This is a genomic window from Arthrobacter wenxiniae, assembly GCF_013376105.1.
Classification (GTDB): Bacteria; Actinomycetota; Actinomycetes; order Actinomycetales; family Micrococcaceae; genus Specibacter; species Specibacter wenxiniae.
In genome coordinates, this window is sequence record NZ_JAAMFM010000002.1 from 232,345 (window position 1) to 253,262 (window position 20,918).

Here is a 20,918-nt window from a genome sequence, read left to right on the forward strand (position 1 = left end):
GGAATGCGGGCGTGCTTTGTGCCGCCCCTGTCCGCTGTTAGCGTTATGGGCATGAGCACCCACAACACCGCCCCCGCCCCCGACGGCCGGGGCTGGCTGGCATTCAACCTTGCGGCCGTGGTGCTGGCCCTGGCGGGCGTCGCCGCACTGGCCATTTTGCTGCTGGCGAAGTGGGCCGGCGGCGAGCCGTGGACCGGCCTCACCTGGATCGCGATGCTCTGCCTGCCCGCAGCCTTCATCATGATGGGCGGCAGCGTCATCCATGCCGTGTCCCGGCGACGGCGGCTCTAGTCCCAACCGCCGGTTTTCGCGGTAGCGTTGAGCTGATGTCCACCCTGCAGCTCCTGATCTCCGACCTCGCTGCCCGGCCCGATTCCTCGCTGCTGCGGCTCCTTTCGCTGCGCCCGGAGCTGATGGACCCGCCGGCAGCCGATTTCGCCGCCCTCGCCGCCCGCGCGTCGAGCCGGGCCGGGCTGTCCCGTGCGTTGGACCGGCTGAACGAGCCGCAGCTGCAACTTCTGACAGCCCTGGCGGTGGCTGCGCCTGCCGGTTCCGGGGCCACCGCCGCACAGCTTGCGGAGGCCGTGGCGGACGCCAGTGCCGCAGAGCTGGAGCCGCTCCTCGAACAGCTTCACGAGCTGGCCCTGGTCCTCCACTCTCCCGAGGACACGGACGACGCCGGACCCCGCCGCTTCCTGCCCGTCACCTCCCTGCGCGAGGTGCTGGGCGCGCACCCGGCCGGGCTGGGCCGGGGCTACGTTGAACTGGCCGACGCCCTGCCCGGCTGCCGGGACAGGCTGGCCGGGATCGCCGGCACCCTGGGGCTGCCGGGCGGCGATCCGGCGGCAGCGCTGCACGCCCACGTCACGTCGTTTGCCGGGCCGGACGCGCTCCTGGCCGATGCGCCCGACGGAACAGCCGGGCTGCTGGCCAAGTTTGCGGCCGGCCCCATGGGCCGCGTGGCCCATGCGCTCCGCGACGTCGGCCGGGAGGGCCGCCCGGGCGAAGGCGCCGCGCCCGCCCAGCCCGACGCGGGCGGCGCCGTCAACTGGCTGCTGCGCCGGGGCCTGCTGATTCCCCTGGACGACGACCACGTGGAACTGCCCCGTGAGGTGGGCCTGCTGCTTCGCCACGGCCGCGTGGTGACCCACTTTTCCCCTGCACCGCCCGTCGTGGAGGTGGCCCGGGTCCGCACCTCGCTGCGGGACAACGCGGCCACGGGCGCGGTGGCCGCGCTGCTGCGCACCATGGGCCGGCTCCTGGATTCCGTGGAAAACGCGCCGCTGGCCACGCTGCGGGCAGGAGGGGTCGGCGTGCGTGCCGTGCGCGCCGTGGCCAGGGATCTCGACGTCGAAATGGCACAGTCGTACTTTTACCTTGAGCTGGCCGCCATGGCGAAGCTCATCACGCTCGACCCCGACACGTCGCTGTGGAAGGCCACGGCGTCCGGCTGGCGTCCGCGGGACCGCGCCGAACAGTGGCTGTGGCTGGCCTCGGCCTGGCTCGACGCCGGACGGCTGCCGTCCCTGGTGGGAACAGGCTCCCCCGCCGTCAATGTGCTGGCGGGCGAGGCCTTCCGCCCGGACGCACCGGCCCTGCGCGCCACCTCCCTGCAGGTGCTCGCCTCGCTGCACGGGGGCGCCGCGCTGCACGGGGACGCCGCGGAGTCCGGCACGGTTCCGGCACCCACCATCGAACAGGTGCTGGACCACTACGCCTGGCACCATCCGCGCCCGGCCCGCCGCATTGCCAAGGCGCTGGCCGGCTTCCTCGCCGAGGCCGAGCTGCTGGGCCTGACCGGCGCCGCCGCCCTGACGGACCTGGGCCTGGCCGTGATCGGCCGCGACTGGGACGGCGCCCTGGCCCTCCTCGCCGGCACGCTGCCGGAACCGGTGGAACACGTCCTGCTCCAGGGCGACCTCACCGCCGTGGCGCCCGGCTACCTTTCCCCGGTCCTGTCCGAGGAGCTCGCGCTGCTCGCCGAGCCGGAGGGCCGGGGCACGGCCGGCGTGTACCGCTTCACCCGCGCATCCCTCCAGCGCGCCCTGGCGGCCGGGCGCACCGCCACCGGCATCATGGACTTCCTGGCCGCCCACTCGGCCACGCCCGTCCCGCAGCCGCTGGAGTACCTCGTGGCCGACACCGCCTCCCGCCACGGGCGCTTCACGGTGGTCGCCGCCTCCGCCGTGGTCAGCGCCCGGGAGCCGGGGCTGCTGGCAGAACTGCTGGCCGTGGGCGCGGCCTCCGGCCTGCAGCTAACCGCGGTCTCCCCCACCGTGGCCGTGTCCGCCCTGCCGCCCGCCGAGCTCGCCAGGAAAATGCTCGACGCCGGCCACTCGCCCGCGCTGGCCGGCGGCGTCGCGGCGGAGGAACCGGGCCGGCCCGCCGGCCGGCCGCGGCGGGCAGCCCCCTCCACAACGCACCCGGCCATGGCGCCCTGGGAGGCCGCCCGCCTGTCGGCGGCCGAAGGGCAGGAGGCGGGGGACGCCGTCGTGCATCCCGCGGGACCGGCGGCGGCCCAGCTGGCCATGCTGCGCAGCCGGCCCGCCTGGACGCCGGGGCGCGGGGAGGCGGCGCCGGCCCTGGTCCGCGAGCAGCTCCAGCGTGCCATCCGCACCATGGCGGACGTGTGGCTGACCACTGTCGGCGGCGACGGCCGGCCGGAACGGCTGCGGCTGCGCCCCGTGACGGTTGCGGAGGGGCGCGTGCGGGCGTTCGACCACGAGCGGGACAGTGAACGGGTTTTCAGCATGCACCGGATTGTGGACGTGGACTTGATTGAGGGCGGCAGCGCCGGCACGAAAGGCAGAGCATGAACGACGGGCCGTTGATTGTCCAAAGCGACAAGACCATCCTGCTGGAGACGGCGCATCCGCAGGCCACCGAGGCGCGGCACGCCATCGCCGCGTTTGCCGAGCTGGAGCGGGCGCCCGAACACATGCACAGCTACCGGATCACGCCGCTGGGCCTGTGGAATGCGCGGGCCGCCGGGCTCGACGCCGAACAGGTGCTGGACACGCTGCTGACGTTCTCGCGCTTCCCCGTGCCGCACCCCCTCCTGATCGACATAGCTGAGGTCATGTCCAGGTACGGCCGGCTCACCCTGGAAAAGGACCCCGTCCACGGGCTCGTCATGCGCACCAGCGACTTCCCCGTGCTGGAGGAGGTCATCCACGCCAGGAAGATCGGCGCGCTCCTGGGGCCGCGGATCGACCCGCTGACCGTCGTGGTGCACTCCTCCCAGCGCGGGGCGCTCAAGCAGCTGCTGCTCAAGGCCGGCTGGCCCGCGGAGGACCGGGCCGGGTACGTCGACGGCACGCCCCACCCGATTGCCCTGACCGCCGGGGACGCCGACGCCGTGGCCCCCAAGGACGGCGCGTGGTCGCTGCGCCCCTACCAGGACCTGGCCGTGGAGAACTTCTGGGCGGGAGGCTCGGGCGTGGTGGTCCTGCCGTGCGGCGCCGGGAAGACGATTGTGGGCGCCGCGGCGATGGCCGTCTCCGGCACCACCACCCTGATCCTGGTCACCAACACCGTCTCGGCCAGGCAGTGGAAGGCCGAGCTGCTGCGCCGGACCACGCTCACGGAGGCCGAGATCGGTGAATACTCCGGCGCCGCCAAGGAGGTCCGCCCCGTCACCATCGCCACCTACCAGGTGCTGACCCTGCGCCGCGGCGGCCTGCACCCGCACCTGGAGCTGCTCAACGACAACGACTGGGGGCTGATCATCTACGACGAGGTCCACCTGCTGCCCGCCCCCATCTTCCGCATGACGGCGGAGCTGCAGGCCCGCCGCCGGCTGGGGCTCACGGCCACGCTGGTCCGGGAGGACGGCCGCGAGGGCGAGGTGTTCTCGCTGATCGGGCCCAAGCGGTACGACGCCCCGTGGAAGGACATCGAGGCCCAGGGCTACATTGCGCCCGCGGACTGCGTGGAGGTGCGGATCGACCTGCCGCAGGACGAGCGCATGGCGTACGCCATGGCGGACGACGCCGACAAGTACCGCCTGTGCGCCACCTCGGAGAGCAAGTCGGCCGTGGTGGAAAAGCTGGCGGCCGAGCATGCCGGCGAACAGCTCCTGGTGATCGGGCAGTACATTGACCAGCTCGACGAGATCGCCGGGCGCCTCGGCGCGCCGCTGATCAAGGGTGAAACGCCGGTCAAGGAGCGCGAGCGGCTGTTCGGGGAGTTCCGCCGCGGGGCCGTGAAGACCCTGGTGGTGTCCAAGGTGGCGAACTTTTCCATCGACCTGCCCGAGGCCTCCGTGGCCATCCAGGTCTCGGGATCCTTTGGCTCCCGCCAGGAGGAGGCACAGCGGCTGGGCCGGCTCATGCGCCCCAAGGCCGACGGCCGCACCGCCCGCTTTTACACCCTGGTGGCGCGCGACACCGTGGACGCCGACTTCGCGGCCAAGCGCCAGCGCTTCCTCGCCGAGCAGGGCTACGCCTACCGCATCATCGACGCCCCCTGACCAAACCCTCGGTTGCAACCGGGGCACTTTCCCCCAACCCTCCCGCCCAACCGGGGCACTTCCCCCCAACGGTATATGTCAACCTGTTTGAGAGAGGTTGACATATACCGAGGCGAGCGAGCGTTTCGAAAAAGCGCCCCGGTTGCAACCGAGCGTCTGGGTATGCGGAGTAGGATCATTTGCCACAGGGTCCCGTCCGGCTGGAGGCGTCATGGATTACGAAGAGTCGGTGGCCGCGCACTACGGCAGCGGCGGCGTCCTTGAACGGCTGCTTGCCGTAGTGCGCAGGGCCGGGGCCGACCCGGGGAATTTTACGCCGGAGGACCTCGGCGGCGCCGACCAGCTCCACATCGGCGGCCGCGCCGCCACCTCGCGGGTGGCTGAACGCGCCGGGATTGGCGCCGGCACCCGCGTCCTGGACATTGGCTCCGGGCTGGGCGGAGTGGCCCGCCACCTGGCCGCCGAATTCGGGGCCACGGTCCACGGCGTGGACCTGACACCGGAGTTTGTGGCCGCCGCCACCGCGCTCACACAGCGCACCGGGCTGGCCGGCCCGGTCGAGTTCACCCAAGGCAGCGCCCTGGACCTCCCCTTCCCCCGCGGCACTTTTGACGCCGCCGTGGTGATCCATGTGGGCATGAACGTCCGCGACAAGGACAGGCTTTTTGCCGAGGCCGCCCGCGTCCTGCGGCCCGGCGGGGTCCTGGCCGTCTACGACATCATGCTGCTCGGCGGCGACGTCGAGGCCTATCCGCTGCCGTGGGCGGCCACGGCGGAGACGTCCTTCCCGCAGCCGCCCCTGGCCTACAGCGACGCGCTGGGCCAGGCGGGCCTGGAGGTGGACCGGGAAGCCAAGCCCCTGGCCGAGGGCATTGAGTTTCTGGAACGGGTCCGCGACGGCGCCGGCCCCGCCGGGCTGGACGGGCCGGCCATGGCCAACCTGCTGGACGCGTTCCGGGCCGGCTTGCTGGCGCCGGTGGAGATGTACGCCCGCCGCCCATGACCTTGGATCGGCACGGGCCCTAGAACAGGACCCGCAGGTCCTCAAGCAGGTCCACCTGCTGCGGGTCGCCCGCCACGCAATGCAGTCCCGACTCCGGCGTTCTCCCCGAAAGCCCCCGGACAAACTCAAGTCCGACGCCGGACACCTGGGTTTGCGGACCCCGCCCGCCCAGGTGCCACGTGCCGTGGAGCTCGCCGCACAGCTCAAGCGCGACGCCGGGCGCCGGCCCCGTTGCGGATACTCCGCCGACGCTCCCGGCGCCCCTCCTGGATGCCCATTCCACGGCGGCGTCCCGCATGATTTGTTCGAGAACGTGCCCGTCGGCTTCCGTTGCCGGGCGCGGCCGGCCCGTTGCCCGCGCCAGGTCGATGCCGTGCATCCACGCATCGCGGAGGTAGATCACGTTGAAGAGATAGCCAAGGCGCAGTGCCGCCCCTCCGGGCGCCATGCCCGGTTGGACGGGAAGCCACGCCAGCGCAGCCGGAAACGAGGCAACCTTCCCCGCAACTTTGGGCGCGTTGGCGGCGTAGCGCTCGGAGAGTTCCACCGGGGACTGGCCGCCGTGCTCGTCGACCTGCACCTGGTTTGCGCCGTCCAACGGCGACAGGCGGGGGTACCGGCGTCGTCCCTCCCGGCGGTGGCGGAGAGTGGTGCGGACGCTGAGGATGTCCTGCTGCGCCCCGGCGAGGTGGCCGGCGAGATCGCGGACGCTCCAGCCGGCGCAGTCCGTGGCCGCGTCCCATGCCCCTTCGGGGAGCGCTGCCAGGAAGCCGGCGATGCCGGACATGACGGATTGGTACAGGGCGGCCGAGGTGGCGCGCGTGGCGGCCGGAATGGCCGTTGCGGCCGGATACATGATTACTCCTTAGGGTGCGTAGTGTTCCAGCCACAGGGAGACCGCGGGTCCTGCCAGGCGGGCGTAGCGCCCGGACCCCCCGCCCGCGGGTTCGTTGGCCAGTTGTTGTGAGACGACTCCCGCCACCACCGTGGTGAAGAGCAGGACGGCTTCCTCAGTGGCTGCGGAGGCCCGCAGTTCCTTGCGCGAAACCGCCAGCACAATGTGGTCCCGGAGCAGCGCCACCATCTCCTGGCTGGGCCTGAAGGCCTGGGGCGACGGTTCAAAGCCCGGCACGGGGCGCCAGCTGATCAGCTGGGCGACGACGGGGTTCCCGGCCGACCACGCCACAAACGCACGGGCACCTGCACGCAGGGCCTCGATGGGATGGTCCGGGTGCTGGCCGCCGGCCACGGCGACGGCGTCGCGGAGTCCGGCGGCGGCCCTTTCAAACAGGGCGTCATACAGGGCATTCTTCGACGGAAAGTACTCGTACAGCGACGGCGGGCGCATGCCCACCCTGCGGGCGACGGCCGAAAGCGACATGCCCGCGACGCCGTCGCGGGCCATCAATTCCACGGCCGCGCCCAGGATTTCCCCGATGACGGCATCCCTGCGCACCTTGCGGCGGTCCTGCACTGGTTCCACGCCTTCATTGTCCACCTAACGCCATTAGGAAAACAAGGGGGCATTAGGACTTCGCGTCCATGCCCGGCGGCCTCACGCGGGAAGGGCCAGCCCGGCCGTCCACGTCTCATGCAGGGCCAGCAACTCGGCCAGGATTTCCGGTTCCGCCGCCTGCAGGTCGGTGGTTTCAGCAGGGTCCTGCGCCAGGTTGGCCAGGAAGTAGCCGCTGCCCGGCTCGGCGTGCTCCACCTGCCGGATGGCCTGGGCCACGGCGGAATCCGGCTCCACCCAGCTGAGCTTCCAGTCGCCGCGGCGCACGGACCACTGCCAGCCGCAGTCCCAGTGGAGGGCCGCGTGCCCGGGCGCCAGCCCGCCGTCATCCCCCAGCAGGTTGCGCCCGTCGCAGTGGGCGTATGTCCCGGCCGGCGCCCCCGCGGCGGCCAGCGCGCTGGGGAGGATGTCCATGGAACTTGCCAGGGCCGTGGCGGTCAGCCCCTCCGGCACCCGGCCGGGCCAGCGCACCAGGAACGGGACGCGGACGCCGCCCTCCCACAGCGTGTACTTGGTGCCGCGCAGGGGCAGGTTGACGCCATAGTTGCAGGTGGAGCCGCCGTTGTCCGTCAGGTAGAAGACCAGCGTGTCCCCGGCCAGGCCCAGTTCGTCAAGCTGGTCCAGGATCAGCCCGATCTGTGTGTCCATCAGTTCAAGCTGGGCCAGGTAGTACGCCCGGCCGTTCGCCAGGTGGGGGCTGATGGCGCCGTCGTACCAGTCAATGTATTCACCGGCCCCCGGGTTCCAGTCCTCAAAGGCGGGCAGTCCGCGCTTCTCAAGTTCCCCGGCGGGCAGCTGCCAGCAGAAGTTGTGGACCGCGTTGAAGGCCACCGTGGCCAGGAACGGCCTGTCGGCGTGGTCCGCGACGAACTGGCGGGTGCGCTCGCCGATCGCGTCGGTGAGGAAGCCTTCGAGTTCCTGCGGTTCCTCCCCGTTCCACAGGGGCTGGACCGCCATTGGGTGAGCGGCCTTGCCATAGTCTCGGACAGCGTTTTCCGAGTGGTGCAGGTAGTTCAGCCGGCCCATGGACTCCCCGGCCAGCCCGTAGAACGATTCATCGTAGCCGTGCCGCGGCGGGGTGCCGCGGTCGCCGTGGTGCTCGCTGCCGTAGTGGACCTTGCCAAAATAGCCGGTGGCGTAGCCCTCCCCGCGCAGCAGCTCGGCAATGGTGGGCACCTCCGGCGGGCACACCTCCGAGTCGGTGAACCAGCGCGCGCCCCAGCGCTGCTGGTAGCTTCCCGCGGCCAGACCGGCCCGCGACGGCGAGCAGATGGGGGCCGTGACGTAGGCGTTGCTGTAGGAGGTTCCCTGCCGTGCCAGCCGGTCCAGCGCCGGGGTGCGGACGTCCCCCTGCACGCCCAGGATGGACCTGTCGGCGTAGCCGTGGTCGTCGGAGACAATGACCAGGATGTTGGGCTTGCGGGCCACGGGCATGGTGCCTTCGTTCATTGGGTGCGGGCGGGGCATTGGTCAAGTGCGGTCTTCAGTGCGTCAAGGGCGGCGGCCAAGGGCGGCAGTTCCGGGTGCCAGGCCTTCTCCCATTCCAGCGACATCCAGGGATCCAGGTCGCCGTGGGCGGCGGCAATCCCGGACGCCAGGCGCTGCATCCGCCGCAGCGGAAGGGACCCCTTCCCCGGCAAGGCCGGCGTGGCATCGCTGGTGCCGGGAATCCGCTCGCCGTCCTTGTACTGGGCGTAGGCCAGCCAGTCCGCCAGCAGCCCGGCCGTGCGCTCCGGCGCCTCCCCGTGCCGCCACGGGTGCATCAGGTCCCAGATCACCTTGACCGGAGCCCCCGGGTCCACGCCAGCCAGGATGCGGGCCAGGTCCGCGGCGCGCGGATGTGAATCATGGGTCTCCAGCGCGAGCGTGACGCCGCGTTCCCGGGCCAGGCCGGCCGCCGCATTGAGACGGCGCGCGCCGCGGGCGTCGGCCGCCGCCATGTCCGCCGGCACGGGGCCTTCCAGCGCGGGCTGAAGTCCGGCCCCGGGAAACACGCGCACATTCGCTGCGCCCAAATCGGCGGCGAGGTCGACGGCGGAGGCAAGCTCGGCGTCGACCGTTCCCTCCCGCCCATCCTCGCCCGGGGCGCACACCCGGACGTAGCTGGCCAGGGCAAGGACGGCCAGCCCGGCGGCGGACAGCGCCGCCGCCACCGCCCGTCGCCCGCCCGGCGGCATGCCCGGGTGGACAATTTCGCCGTCGGCGGCGCGCAGCTCCAGGCCGGTGGCCCCCGAAACCCGTGCGAGTGCCACAACCTGCGCCAGGGAGGCGCCCGGGCAGCCAAGCGTGGAAAACGCCAACGGCATGGCAGTCCTTTCGTCACATGTGCCTTTGTCCCAGCGTACCCGGCCAACGCATCCATGGAAACCGCTTTCCACGGAGAGTTTGCGCGGGCTTAATACGTCTTTATTCCTTCCGTGAAAAGGTGGTAATTATGGGGTCCGTCTCATCCAGAAGGAGCAGCCATGGTCACCCGCTCGACGAACCGGCCCAACATCGTCTTCATCCTCAGCGACGACCAAGGTCCCTGGGCTCTGGGCTGCGCCGGCAATGGGGAGATCCGCACACCCCACCTGGACGCCCTCGCCGCCGAAGGCACGCGGCTGGAAAACTTCTTTTGCGCCTCCCCCGTCTGCTCGCCGGCCCGCGCCAGCCTCATGACCGGCCAGATACCCTCCCGCCACGGCGTCCACGACTACCTGACCGGGGTGGAGGTCGGTCCCGGAGCCCCCGACTACCTGGCCGGGCAGCCCCTCTTCACGGATGCCCTGGCGGACAACGGCTACCGGCTGGGCCTGGCCGGCAAGTGGCACCTGGGGGCCAACGACGCCGCTCGGCGGGGCTTTGTGCACTGGTTCGGCCTTGAGGGCGGCGGCAGCCCGTACCTGCGCTCCACCATGTACCGCAACGGCGAGCGCGAGGAGGTCACTGAATACCTGACCGACGCCATCACCGCGGATGCGCACGCCTTCCTGGACCGCGAGGCCGCCCGCGAGGAGCCGTTCTTCCTGGCCGTGAACTACACGGCACCCCACAAGCCCTGGAAGGGCCAGCACCCCAAGGAATTTGAGGACCTCTACACGGACTGCGAGTTTGCCAGCTGTCCGCAGGAGGAGCCCCACCCGTGGCAGCCCACCGTGGGCGGGGTGGCCATCGGCGGGGAACCGGACGTCCGGGCCGCCCTGGTGGGCTACTTCGCCGCCGTCAGCGCCATGGACGCCGCCATTGGCGGGATCATGGGACACCTGGGCCGCCTGGGCATCGCCGAGGACACCCTGGTCATCTTCAGCAGCGACAACGGCTTCAACTGCGGCCACCACGGTGTCTGGGGCAAGGGCAACGGCACCTTCCCGCAAAACATGTACGACTCCTCCGTGAAGGTCCCGGCCATCTTCCACTGGCCCGGGCGCATCGCCGCGGGCACAGTGCGCACCGAATTGCTCTCGGCCTACGACGTCGCCGCCACCGTCCTGGAGCTGGCAGGGCTGGATCCCACTCCCTTTGAGCATGGTCCCGGCGCCTCCTTCGCCGCCCTGCTGGCTCCCGGCGCCGGCTCCGGCGCCCCGTCCGCCCGGGCGGAGGACGCCGTGGTGGTCTACGACGAATACGGCCCCGTGCGCATGATCCGCACGCACCGCTGGAAGTACGTCCACCGCCACCCGCACGGCCCCCACGAACTGTACGACCTGGCCGCGGATCCCGGGGAACGGCACAACCTGATGGACGACGGCGGCACCCACCCCGCACTTGTCGACTTGCGTTCACGCCTGGCCGGCTGGTTCGCCCGGCACGGCGAGCCGGAATTTGATGGTGCGGCGCTGCCGGTTGCGGGGGCGGGCCAGCACAGCCCCCTCCGCCCGCCCGCGGGGAGGGCAGACCCGTTCGGGGCCTTCACGGGGCCGAACTGGGACGGGGCCTGAGGCCGCCCGCGTGACCATTGGCCGGCCACTTCCCTTTATTTTGGCCGGCCACTTCCCTTTATTTGGACGGTTACGCCTTCGTCAGGCGCAGCTCGGTCGGCAGGCCGTTGGCGCAGTTCACCGTGATCCTGGTGGTGCTGCGTCCGCAGCTTGCGGTGACTGCCCGCACACCGCTCTTCCAACGTCCCGCCAGTTCCAGCGTGATTCGGCTGCCCTGGCTGGGCGAGGCCTTCCACGGCACCCCGAACGGCGACTGCAGCGGGGAGGACTTGTCCTTTCCGTTGTAGAAGCGCAGGTCCGGATCGGTCACCGACACGGCCAGCTCGGCGCCCACGGGCTGGACGAGCACGACTGAAGGGGTGTCCACGGCCGTCACGATTCCGCCGTTGATCCGCTTGGAGGCCTCGAACACCGCGTGGGCGGTGATCCCCGTTGCCAGGTCATGCACCACGTGGGCGGTGTCGTCGTGCTGGAGCACCGTGTACGGAGCCGTGGACTTCCTGCCCATGGCTGTGGTGAACGCGGTCATCGAATCCGCCGTGGAACCGACCACCATCGCGTACTCGTAGCCCGCATTGCGCGGCCGGCTTCCGTGGTCCAGCACAGCGATCGCGTAGGGCAGTGTGCCCGTGGTGGAGGCGCCCTGGTCCGGTGCCGTCTGCACCGCCCGGGTCACCTGAAGCTGCTGCCCGCCCGGGACGAAGTAGCCCACGTTCTGCGGGTCCACCAGCCACACGGGAGCATGGACCTTTTCGGCACTGCTGTAGGGCAGCTGGGCGATCGCGCCGACACGCGAATCCTGCGTCGGCACGGACGTATCGGCCAGGCTGCACTGAAACAGCGTGGTCTGCGTGCGGTGCGTGCGGTCGTTGTTTACGATTCCGCTGCCCAAGAACACCACCCGGTCATCGAACATGAACACGGACTTGCGGGCATAAAACGATCCGTCATACTCAGCATTCTCATGCAGGCTCATCAGGAACGCACCGTTCCGGCCCCCGATCGTGCCGCCACCGCCCAGCCGCTGGTCGGTCAGCAGCATCTCCTCACCCGTCGGGGAAATGTTGGTGATCAGCTTCTCAAACGGCAGCTGGATCGCCGTCGTGCCCGGGAACCTGTTCCAGTCCCAGCCCGGCTGGACAAAGCCGGAGCCGGCATTGCTGACCGGGGTTCCCCCGCTCATCACCTGCACCTGGCCGTAGGTGATGTACCGACCGTACTCGTTGTTCCCCGGATAGACCTCGGTCGACCAGAGGTAGCGGTTGTGCCCGCGCACGGAGACCAGCCAGTTCTCCCGCCGGTGCGAGACCAAGGCGGCGTGGTTCATCACCTGGCAGCCAGTGGGGTCGGGCTCGGCGGTGACGCCGGCCGCGGCCAGCGCGGTTGCCAGCGACTTCTGCGCCGAATTCGGCTTGGCCGGCAGCAGCCGCAGGAACGCCGCGCCCATCACCGGGTCCAGCGCGAACTTGCCGTCGGGGCTGCCGGCGCTGGTCATGGTCTGGTACGGGGCGATCTTCAGCGAGTCCGTCCCGGTGGGGTGCCGGTTGGCCAGGCTCAGCGGCCAGTTGCTCTGGTTGGCGTAGAAACGCATCGCCAGCAGGGCCTGGTTCCACCGCTCGTGCGCCGCCTGCGAAATGGCAAAGCCGGTGCCTGCCAGCACCGCCAGCGCCGGGGAACCGCCCGCGAAGCCGTCCCGGGCGTAGGCAGGGTAGTGCCCCATGTGGTGGAAGGTGGCGAGGTCGGGCTTGAACCCGCCCTGAGTGCCGGGAGAGCAGGCGATGGCGTTGTTGAGCCACTGCTGCACCAGCTTCACCCGCGCCACCTTCTCGGCGTCGCTGTCCGAAAGGAGTGCGCTGGCCAGCATGCCGGCCACCGTGGTGTTGAGGATGTCGAAGACACCGTTGTAGAACAGGTTGACATCACTCGTGTCCAGCCGGGTCCGGCCCATGCCCACCAGCCAGGCCAGGGCCGCCTTCGCCTCGTCCAGCAGCCCGCGCGACGCAAGCAGCTCGCGCATCAGCCAGACCGAGGAATAGAACGGCGACGCCTGATAGCCCAGGTGGTGGATGGTGCCCTGGCAGCTGCCATCGGTCCAGCCCTGGTCCCACAGGTGCTGGAGCATCCGCACATACAGTTCGCCCAACGTGCCCTGCAATGTCGGGTCGGTCGTCGAGGCGTACGCGGAGGCAGTGGCCAGCATCTGGTTCGTGTAGGCAGGCAGCGGCGTCTCCGGGGACAGCCGCGCGTAGTCGCTGGCAATCGCATCCGGCCAGATCGCGTCCTGATGGCCCAGGATTGCGCTGCCCCCGCCTCCACTGCTGCCCGCAGCGGGCACCCCGAGGGCGTCCACGGCGGCGGCCATCGCCGCGACCGACGCCGCGGACACAGTGACCTTCTGGACCACGGCAGCGGTGTAGGAAGACGCCACGGTTGCCAGGTCGGACAGCTCGGCGGCGGTCGGGGCCGGCGTCGGCAGGTGTTTTGCGTCCTGTTTTGAAAGCCACAGGAGGTCCAGCCAATGCTGGTTCGCGCCAGTGTGGACTTCCGGGTCCACGAACGGCACCTGCCGGTCCGGCGTGGGGAAGTTCGATCGCAGCGGCTGGTTGACAATGAGGTAGTCCAGGTGCCAGGCGCCCGCGACGGAAGGGGCCACAAAACGGAGCGTGTCCATGCCCGCCCGGGGCTTGCCGTTCATGTCCTGGTAGCGGATCCACGCCGTCCGCCAGCCGGTGAAGTTCAGGTTCATCTCACACCACAGGTCCGTGGTCGAGCCACGTCCGGCCTCGATGCGGAGCTTTCCGGGGGACGCCTTGGCCTGGTACACCCAGAACGCCAAGGTATTCACCTCCGCGCCAATGTCCGCGCCATTGCCGCCGGCCGGGGGCGCCAGGAGCAGCGGCGCCGTCACCTGGAGCACTGACCGTGGCCTGTAGTCCCACCGCAGGCTGGCACTGCCGGCATGATGGACGCCACTGACGATGGCCATCGGCGAACCGTCGGAGGTGCTGAACTGGGACGGCACGGCTGTCTCCAGCAGGAACACCGGCGGTTTGAGGGCCAGCGCATTGGCTTCCAGTGCGGCCATCGTCGCCGGGGTCGTGGCTGCGGGTGCCGGTGTCGCGACAGGCAAGGGCGGGGAGGGGGTCTCGGCGAACGCAGGGGATGCCTGGACGACGGTGGCCGTGACCGCGCCTGCCGCGGCCACTGTGAGCAGACCGCGACGGCTGATTTCCGTTGATGGGCGAGGCATGTGGATCTTCCTTCAGTTGAACGAATGTGATCCACAGTACATATCCGGGGCAAAGGATGAATCAAGCACCAATTCACCATCACGCCACTCATTGCCTTTTCACCTCCGCCCTGCCGACGCAAACCGATTTGTCCTTTATTCCTCCCCTGCAGGTGGCCTTGACTGCTGAAGACAGCAGCGGACCAGGTCACACGGGCCCGGCCTGCGCCAAATGCAAAGGAAGTCTGCAATGACGCACGAAGTATCCCGACGACACATCCTCCAAGGCACCGCCGCGCTGACATTTGCCGGCCTGCTCACCGGCGGTTTCGCCCCCATGGCCCAAGCCGCCGAAGCCGCCACGCCCGCTGATCTGCAGGCCCTCCGGGAACGCTGGGTCGACCAGATCACCGGCCGCCTGCTCATCGACCCCGCCGACCCCGACTTCAAGGCAGCCATCGCGTCCCAGGACCGGGCCGTCGCCAAGTCCGTGTCACTGTTGGCCCCCCGCCCCGGAAAAATGGGCGTCTTCACGGATGCCCCGTTCTCATCCGAGGCACAAATGGTCACCAGCTACAAGCGGCTCGCACAAATGGCAACGGCCTGGGCCACCCCCGGTTCCCAATATGAAGGCAGTGCGGCCCTGCTGGCCCAAATTCTCGGCGCACTGGAGGACGGCAACACCTACATTTACAACGACGGACAGGCCGAGCACGGGAACTGGTGGTCGTGGGAAATCGGCACCCCCAAGGCCCTGGCGGACACCCTGGCCGTCCTCGGCGGCAACGTCAGCCCCGACCTGATCGCCAGGTACTGCGCCGCGATCGACCACTTCATCCCCGACCCCACCAAGCAGTTCCCGGATTCACGGGGGAAAATCCTCTCCGAAGGGGCCAACAGGGTCGACATCTGCCAGGCCATCATTATGCGCTCCATTGTCGGTGGCGACACTGCCAGGCTGGCAGCGGCCATCTCGGCGCTGAGCCCGGTGTGGCAGTACGTCACCTCGGGCAACGGCTTCTACGCCGACGGCTCCTTTGTCCAGCACACCACCATCCCCTACACGGGAACCTACGGCGTGGTGCTCCTGGGCGGGCTGGCCAAGCTGTTCTCGCTGCTGGGCGGTTCCGACCACGCCGTCAGCGACCCCAGCCGGACCATCCTGTTCAATACGGTGGAGGACTCCTTTGCCCCGTTCATGCACGACGGGCTGATGATGGACTCCGTCCGCGGCCGGGCCATCTCCCGGACCCAGGAGCGCGGCTTTGACGACGGCGCCATCACCATCGAGGCCGTCCTGTGGCTGGCGCGCGGTGTGGATGCCGCCACCTGTGACCGCTGGCGGTCGTTGTGCAAGGGCTGGGTGGCACGGAACAAGTACAGCAACCCGCTGGTCGGAGCCTCAATCCCGCGCACGGCCCTGCTGAAGGAACTTGCCACGTCCGCCCCGCGTGCCGCGGCTGAAACACCAGGACACAAGTTCTTCCCCGGCATGGACCGCTCCGTTTTCCGGGGTAAAGGCTGGGCTGCCGCCCTGGGCCTGTCCAGCCGTCGGACGACCTGGTACGAATGCGGCAACGGTGAAAACAACCGTGGCGCCCAGACAGGTTCCGGCATGACGTATCTCTACGCCGGCGACCAGGGACATTTCGACGACGATTTCTGGCCCACCGCCAATCTCAGCCGGTTGCCGGGCATCACCGTGGACACCACGCCGCTGCCGCCGAAGGTGGAGGGCGAGTGGGGCGCGGCGACCCCGCACAATGAGTGGACCGGCGGCGTCACCCTGGACGGCATCGGCGCCGTGGGAATGCATTTGATCGGCCCCGGCGGTACGGGCCTGCAGGCCCGGAAGGCCTGGTTCCACACCACGGACATGGTGGTGGCGCTGGGCGCCGACATCACCACCGCCAGCGGGGCAGCCGTGGAGAGTATCGTCGAGCACCGCAATCTGGGGGCCGCCGGCGGACAGGCCATCACCGTGGACGGCCGCCCGCACACCGCCGCTGCCGGAACCCAGGTGCGCTACAGCCGCCCCCGGTGGGCGCACTTGGAAGGGACGGGGGGCTACCTTCTGCTCGGCGAGGGGGACCTGACTGTGCTGCGCGAGCAGCGCACGGGCGCATGGCGTGACATCAACACCGGAGGAACCCCGGACATCGTCAGTCGACAGTACGCCACCCTGCTTTTTGAGCACGGGGCGGCCCCCTCCGGGGCCGCCTACGCCTACGCGCTGCTGCCTGGCGCCTCGGCCGGGGACACGGCCAAGGCAGCCGGCAAATCCGCCCCGAAGGTCCTGCGCAATGACAAGGCCGGCCAAGGCCTGGAACTGGACAAAAAAACGACGGCGGCCTTGTTTTGGGCCCCCGGCACGGTGGGAAACCTGACGGCGGACGGGCCCGCCTGCGTGTTGTTCCACGGCAGCCCGGGGCAGGGGGTGCTGGCGGTTTCGGACCCGACACAGACTGCCGCATCAGTCACCGTCACCATCCGGGATGTCCGCTACCGCCGCATCAACTCCACCGTCGGTGCCACGCTGTCGGTGGACCGGCAGGGCGGTGTGATCGTCACCATCCCCACCGCCGGCCTGTTGGGCCGGACGGTGGAGGTCACGCTGCACGGCTAGGTCCTGGCAGCGCCCCAGCGGAAGACGCCTTGGTTGATTGCATCCGCGACCCACGGCGTCTTCCGCTGCCACGGCATCACCGTCGTTTGTCCGCCATGACGGACTTCCACGCCATCGGCCGTCCAGGCCCACTCGAGGGTTTCGGCGACGGCCCGAAGGGACTCGACGGGTTCGTCCAGGCCGGACAGCCAGAGGATCTGGAGCGTGTTCACTGGCAGCGGGTCCCACCCCAGGACTGGCAAGGCGCTGTGCGGCCCCAGGATCGTTGCGCCTCCGCCGGCCACCTGGCCGCCCGCGGGTTCGACGTCGCTGTCCAGCAGCATCAGTGCCGCGCCCCGGACCGGGCCGCCGTCCGCTCCCTGTCCGCGGCAGGCAACCTCCGCCGTCGTCCCGGTCACGGACACGTCCAAGGGTGCGGGGGCACTGCAGGGGTAGCCGGACACTGCCGGGCTCAGCCCCACCACGCCGGTGAGCCGCGCGGCACGCACCTCCATCCCGTCAATGACGGCAAAGGAAGTCTGGACGGCAACATCCCGGCCTGCCGCGTCCAGGGAAAAGGTGCTCGAGCCTCCCGCCGGGCGGACGCTGCCGCCGCGCAGCCCGCGATGCCGGCTGGGGCCCGCTGCTCCGGCAAGGTACACGTCGTTGTCCCGGCAGCCGGCGTCAAACCAGGGCGCGGTGGCGGTGGAGAAGGCAAGGCGGCGGTAAAGGGGCTCGTCCTTTTGCGGATGGCCGTCGGTGCCGGCGTTGAGCACCCGGACGGTCCCGGTGCGCCGGCACCCCACAGCCAGCCAGGCAGGCCCCGCGAGTGCGAGGGTGAAGTCGGCTTCCTCCACCGGAAGCGGTTCCTCGACATCCGTCCAGGCCGCGTGGCCGGCGGGCAGCAGAAGGCCCAAAAAGCCCTTCGCCGCCCATTGCGGGGACCCCGGGGCGTTATAGGACTGGAGGATGGAGGAATCAGCGCCGTGCCAGCCCAGGGTGGGGACGCCGCCAGGGGCCGCGCCACCGGTCAGGAAGTACTTCAAGGTCCCCGAAGCCAGCCGCCGTGCCAGCCCGGGCGAGACGGCGGTGACCCCTTCACGCTGCGCCATCCAGAACGGTGCGGCCACCCCCCACCGGTAGATCAGGGACCGGCCCTGGATCAGCGGGGCCCCGTCCGCGCCGAAGAGGTGGCAGTAGCCGCGGACAAATTGTGCCAGCCGGTTCCGGTACACCTCCCGGCGGCCGGTGGCCTCCGGTTCGGCCAGCATGTCCAGGATGAAGAACGGGTAGAGGTGGAAAGTCCAGGCGTTGTAGTGGTCGAAGCGCCGCCCTTCCCCGTCGGAGTACCAGCCGTCCCCCACGTACCAGTCCTCGATCCTGGCGAGCGCCCCTTCAATGCCGGCGCCGTCGTGTGCATGGCCGGCGGAGGCCAAAAAGGCCTGGATGGTGGCGGCAAAGAGCACATGGTTGTTGTCCGCCCCGTAGGAGTGCGCGGATCCGGAAAGCCAGGCCGCGGTGTTGTCCCGGACGCGTTGGGGCAGGCGGTCCCAGATCCAGGGACGGGTCAGGTGGAGGCTGAGCGCCACGCCGGTGGCCTCGACCGTGGCCTGGCTGTGGTCGCTCAGCCGCGGCCAGCGTTCACCCGATGCGGGGTCCGTTCCGGCATCGAGCGCCCGGGCATACCAGTCCACCAATCCGGTGGGCACCTGTTCGGGGTCGCCGGCGGCCCCGGCCAGGCGCAAGGCAGCGAGCAGGAACGTGCGGGCAAAGCCTTCGAGGAGTTCCTCAGCATCCTGCCCGTGTCCGGCAGGGAACCCGTGTCCGGCAGGGAACCGGACCTGGGCCCCGCCGGGAGAGGAGTACCGCCATGCCGCGGCGATCTGCTCATCAGCGGCCGCCTCCCAGTGGGCCCGGGTCCACCCCGTGAGGGGGGCGTTTTCGGGGTCTGCCGCAATTCCCTGCCAGGTCACCGGGCGCCCTGCAGCGCAACGCCGGGCGCCACGGAGCCGCCCAATTGCACGGGCTCCCCGGATTCGGCCGCCGCATAGGCGGCCAGGACCACTTCCACCACGTGCTTGGCGTGCGCGCCGGCGACGGCCGGCGCTGCGCCGTCCACGGCGGCGGCGAAGTCCTTCAACTGGGCGGTAAAGGCATTTTGGATGTCGGCGCCGGTGGAGGAATGGACCTGGGTGAGGCTGCCGTCGATCTCCACGAAGGTGCCGCTGCGGGGATCAACGGTCACGGTGCCGTTCTCGCAAACCACCAGCATTTCATCCACCCGCCTCGGAGCGTCGGAGACGATCGTAATGCGGACCTGGACGCCGTTGGCCAGCAGCACCTCCATGCTGCCGTCCGTCTCAACGGGCGCCCCAAACCGGTTCAGTGTCGCAGCGGTGACCCGCACTGCCGGGGCACCGCCAATCCACATCGACCGGTCCAGGCAATGGGCACCGATGTTGATGAATGCGCCGCCGCCGGAAATGGCCCGGTCAAAGAACCAGCCGGCGCGCGAGCCGGGCCGGTAGTCGGTGCTGCGGTAGTCATGCACCAAAAGCACCTTCCCCAGCCGCCCGGACTCCACCGCTTCCTGCAGGGCCAGCTTCTCGGCCATGAAATGCTGGATCAGCCCGACCACCATGACCACGTTGGCCCGGGCACAGGCTTCCTCCATGGCGACGCAGTCCGCCAGGGTGGTGGCCATGGGCTTCTCCACCAGCGCATGGACGCCGTGGGATGCCGCCGCGATCACCATTTCCTTGTGCAGGCTGTGAGGGGTGTTGATGACGACGGCGTCGACGACGCCGTCGTCGAGCATCCGCAGGTAGTCCGTGTAGACGGCAGCGCCCCACGGGTGTGCAACCTTGGCAGCAACGTCCGCCTGAAGGTCGCAGACCGCTGTCAGTTTGACTCCGTCAAGGGCAGCGGCGCCTTCGGCATGCAACACGGCCACAGCCCCTGCACCAATGATTCCCAACCTCATGTTTCACTCATTCCTCTTCATTGTGTGCAGCTTGTCTTGTGGCACCGCAAGATTCCCTGACCACCAGGCGCGGCCGCAGCCGTACCTGGTGGATGGGGCAGTCATCGCCCTCGGCGAGCCGCCGGAGCAGGACTTCGGCAGCCATTTTGCCCATGCGGTGCTTGGCCGGAGCCACGGCCGTCAAGGGCACTTCCGCCAGGTCGGCCATCTCGTCGTCATAGGAGACCAAGGCCAGGTCCTCCGGGATCCGCAGGCCCGCGCGGCGCGCCGCGGCCTCGAGCAGCGTGGCCTCCCTGTCGCCAAAGACCAGGGCCGCGTCCACCCCGGCCCGGACCAGCTCGGCCAGTAGTTGGTCAGTGGCGCCATTTTCCCAGTCCGGCTTCAGAACGCGGAACATCAGCGGCTCGAATCCGAGGTCGGCGGAGGCCCGCTCATAGCCGGCGACGATGGCCGGCTCCGTGGGGGTCCTTCCGCGGGTGAGCAGGGCCACGCGCGGGTGGCCCAGGCCGGCAAGGTGGAACACGGCGTCGTAGGCACCGCCCTGGTGATCCGAGCACACGTGCTCCGTCCGGTCGCCCGGGCCGAGGTCCATCAGGCTGCGTTCGAGCAACACCACCGGGACGTTCAGCGCCATCAGGTCCGTGACCCGCTGCCGGGGATCGGTGATTCCGGTCAGGGTGGGCACCAGGATCAACCCGTCAACTCCGGATTCAACGAGAAATTCAATGCTTGAATCCTCCCGTTCCGGCACGTAGTTGTAGGTGGCCAGCTGCAGGCTGACGTCCTGGGCGGAGAGTGTCTCCTCAATTCCCTGCAGGACGCGGGGATAGTACAGCTGCGTGTCAGGAAGCAGCACGCCCACCGTCAGGCGCGATCGCCGCCGCGGCGGCTGGCGGTCAGTCACAAAGCTGCCGGCGCCCTGCCGGCGCACCACCATGCCCTCCTGGACCAGGTCGTCAAAGGCGCGCCGGACAGTCGTCAGGGACAGTCCGGTCTCGGCGGCAAGCTGGGCTTCGGTGGGCAGTTTCGCCCCCGCCGCCCAGGTTCCCGCCATGATGCCCCGACGGATGTCAGCGGCAAGTGAGCGGAACTTCAGGTCCCGGGCGTTGGCGTCCCTGATCTTTCGCGGCGCTGGGTTGGGGCTCACTGCTTCCTTTCACGGTGCATCCCGGCCAGTCTGCCAAGGACTAAGGA

The 20,918-nt window shown here is 69.8% G+C and carries 14 protein-coding genes; 6 read left to right on the top strand and 8 right to left on the bottom strand.

Annotated features, from left to right (window positions below; translation table 11 throughout):
• Positions 1-51 precede the first annotated feature (51 nt).
• The 4 genes from G6034_RS02775 to G6034_RS02790 all read left to right on the top strand — a co-directional run bounded on the left by G6034_RS02775 (position 52) and on the right by G6034_RS02790 (position 5,474).
• Positions 52-291, top strand: a complete 240-nt coding sequence (locus G6034_RS02775) for a hypothetical protein (protein WP_176633563.1) — start codon at positions 52-54, stop codon at positions 289-291.
• A 35-nt stretch (positions 292-326) separates the two neighbouring features.
• On the top strand, positions 327-2,816 hold the full coding sequence (locus G6034_RS02780) for a helicase-associated domain-containing protein (RefSeq protein WP_176633564.1): 2,490 nt from the start codon (positions 327-329) through the stop codon (positions 2,814-2,816).
• Entirely contained in the window at positions 2,813-4,471 is a 1,659-nt protein-coding gene (locus tag G6034_RS02785; RefSeq protein WP_176633565.1) for a DNA repair helicase XPB, read from the top strand. The genes G6034_RS02780 and G6034_RS02785 overlap by 4 nt, the downstream gene beginning before the upstream one ends.
• A gap of 211 nt (positions 4,472-4,682) precedes the next feature.
• Positions 4,683-5,474 (top strand): SAM-dependent methyltransferase, encoded by a 792-nt coding sequence (locus G6034_RS02790; protein ID WP_176633566.1) that lies wholly within the window; start codon positions 4,683-4,685, stop codon positions 5,472-5,474.
• A 19-nt stretch (positions 5,475-5,493) separates the two neighbouring features.
• Here the strand turns inward: G6034_RS02790 and G6034_RS02795 are convergent, their stop codons facing one another.
• From G6034_RS02795 to G6034_RS02810, 4 genes are all read right to left on the bottom strand, one after another.
• Complete coding sequence (locus G6034_RS02795) at positions 5,494-6,330, bottom strand: maleylpyruvate isomerase family mycothiol-dependent enzyme (RefSeq protein ID WP_176633567.1); 837 nt, start codon at positions 6,328-6,330, stop codon at positions 5,494-5,496.
• A 9-nt stretch (positions 6,331-6,339) separates the two neighbouring features.
• Positions 6,340-6,957 (bottom strand): TetR family transcriptional regulator, encoded by a 618-nt coding sequence (locus G6034_RS02800; RefSeq protein ID WP_176633568.1) that lies wholly within the window; start codon positions 6,955-6,957, stop codon positions 6,340-6,342.
• Positions 6,958-7,029: 72 nt separating this feature from the next.
• Positions 7,030-8,421, bottom strand: coding sequence for a sulfatase family protein (locus G6034_RS02805; RefSeq protein WP_176633655.1), 1,392 nt, complete (start codon positions 8,419-8,421; stop codon positions 7,030-7,032).
• Positions 8,422-8,432: 11 nt separating this feature from the next.
• Positions 8,433-9,293, bottom strand: a complete 861-nt coding sequence (locus tag G6034_RS02810; protein ID WP_176633569.1) for a sugar phosphate isomerase/epimerase family protein — start codon at positions 9,291-9,293, stop codon at positions 8,433-8,435.
• 159 nt (positions 9,294-9,452) lie between these two features.
• Here G6034_RS02810 and G6034_RS02815 point away from each other — a divergent pair, with 159 nt between their 5' ends.
• Positions 9,453-10,907, top strand: a complete 1,455-nt coding sequence (locus G6034_RS02815; protein ID WP_176633570.1) for a sulfatase family protein — start codon at positions 9,453-9,455, stop codon at positions 10,905-10,907.
• 70 nt (positions 10,908-10,977) lie between these two features.
• On the opposite strand, the gene G6034_RS02820 is transcribed toward G6034_RS02815, so the two are convergent.
• Positions 10,978-14,157 (bottom strand): chondroitinase family polysaccharide lyase, encoded by a 3,180-nt coding sequence (locus G6034_RS02820; protein ID WP_176633571.1) that lies wholly within the window; start codon positions 14,155-14,157, stop codon positions 10,978-10,980.
• A gap of 229 nt (positions 14,158-14,386) precedes the next feature.
• On the opposite strand from G6034_RS02820, the gene G6034_RS02825 reads away from it, so the two are divergent.
• Positions 14,387-16,762, top strand: a complete 2,376-nt coding sequence (locus G6034_RS02825) for a polysaccharide lyase 8 family protein (RefSeq protein ID WP_176633572.1) — start codon at positions 14,387-14,389, stop codon at positions 16,760-16,762.
• Here G6034_RS02825 and G6034_RS02830 read toward each other — a convergent pair.
• Genes G6034_RS02830 through G6034_RS02840 form a run of 3 tightly spaced genes read right to left on the bottom strand, consistent with a single transcriptional unit; the run spans position 16,759 to position 20,871 of the window.
• Complete coding sequence (locus G6034_RS02830; protein WP_176633573.1) at positions 16,759-18,714, bottom strand: DUF2264 domain-containing protein; 1,956 nt, start codon at positions 18,712-18,714, stop codon at positions 16,759-16,761. The two genes, G6034_RS02825 and G6034_RS02830, sit on opposite strands and share 4 nt — an antisense overlap.
• The gene (locus G6034_RS02835) at positions 18,711-19,724 is read right to left on the bottom strand and encodes a Gfo/Idh/MocA family protein (RefSeq protein ID WP_176633574.1); all 1,014 of its coding nucleotides are present in this window, start codon (positions 19,722-19,724) and stop codon (positions 18,711-18,713) included. Before G6034_RS02835 ends, G6034_RS02830 begins: the two co-directional genes overlap by 4 nt.
• Positions 19,725-19,731: 7 nt before the next feature.
• Positions 19,732-20,871 carry a GntR family transcriptional regulator gene (locus tag G6034_RS02840; RefSeq protein WP_343037909.1) on the bottom strand — a complete coding sequence of 380 codons (1,140 nt, stop codon included), beginning with the start codon at positions 20,869-20,871 and terminating at the stop codon, positions 19,732-19,734.
• Positions 20,872-20,918 lie beyond the last annotated feature (47 nt).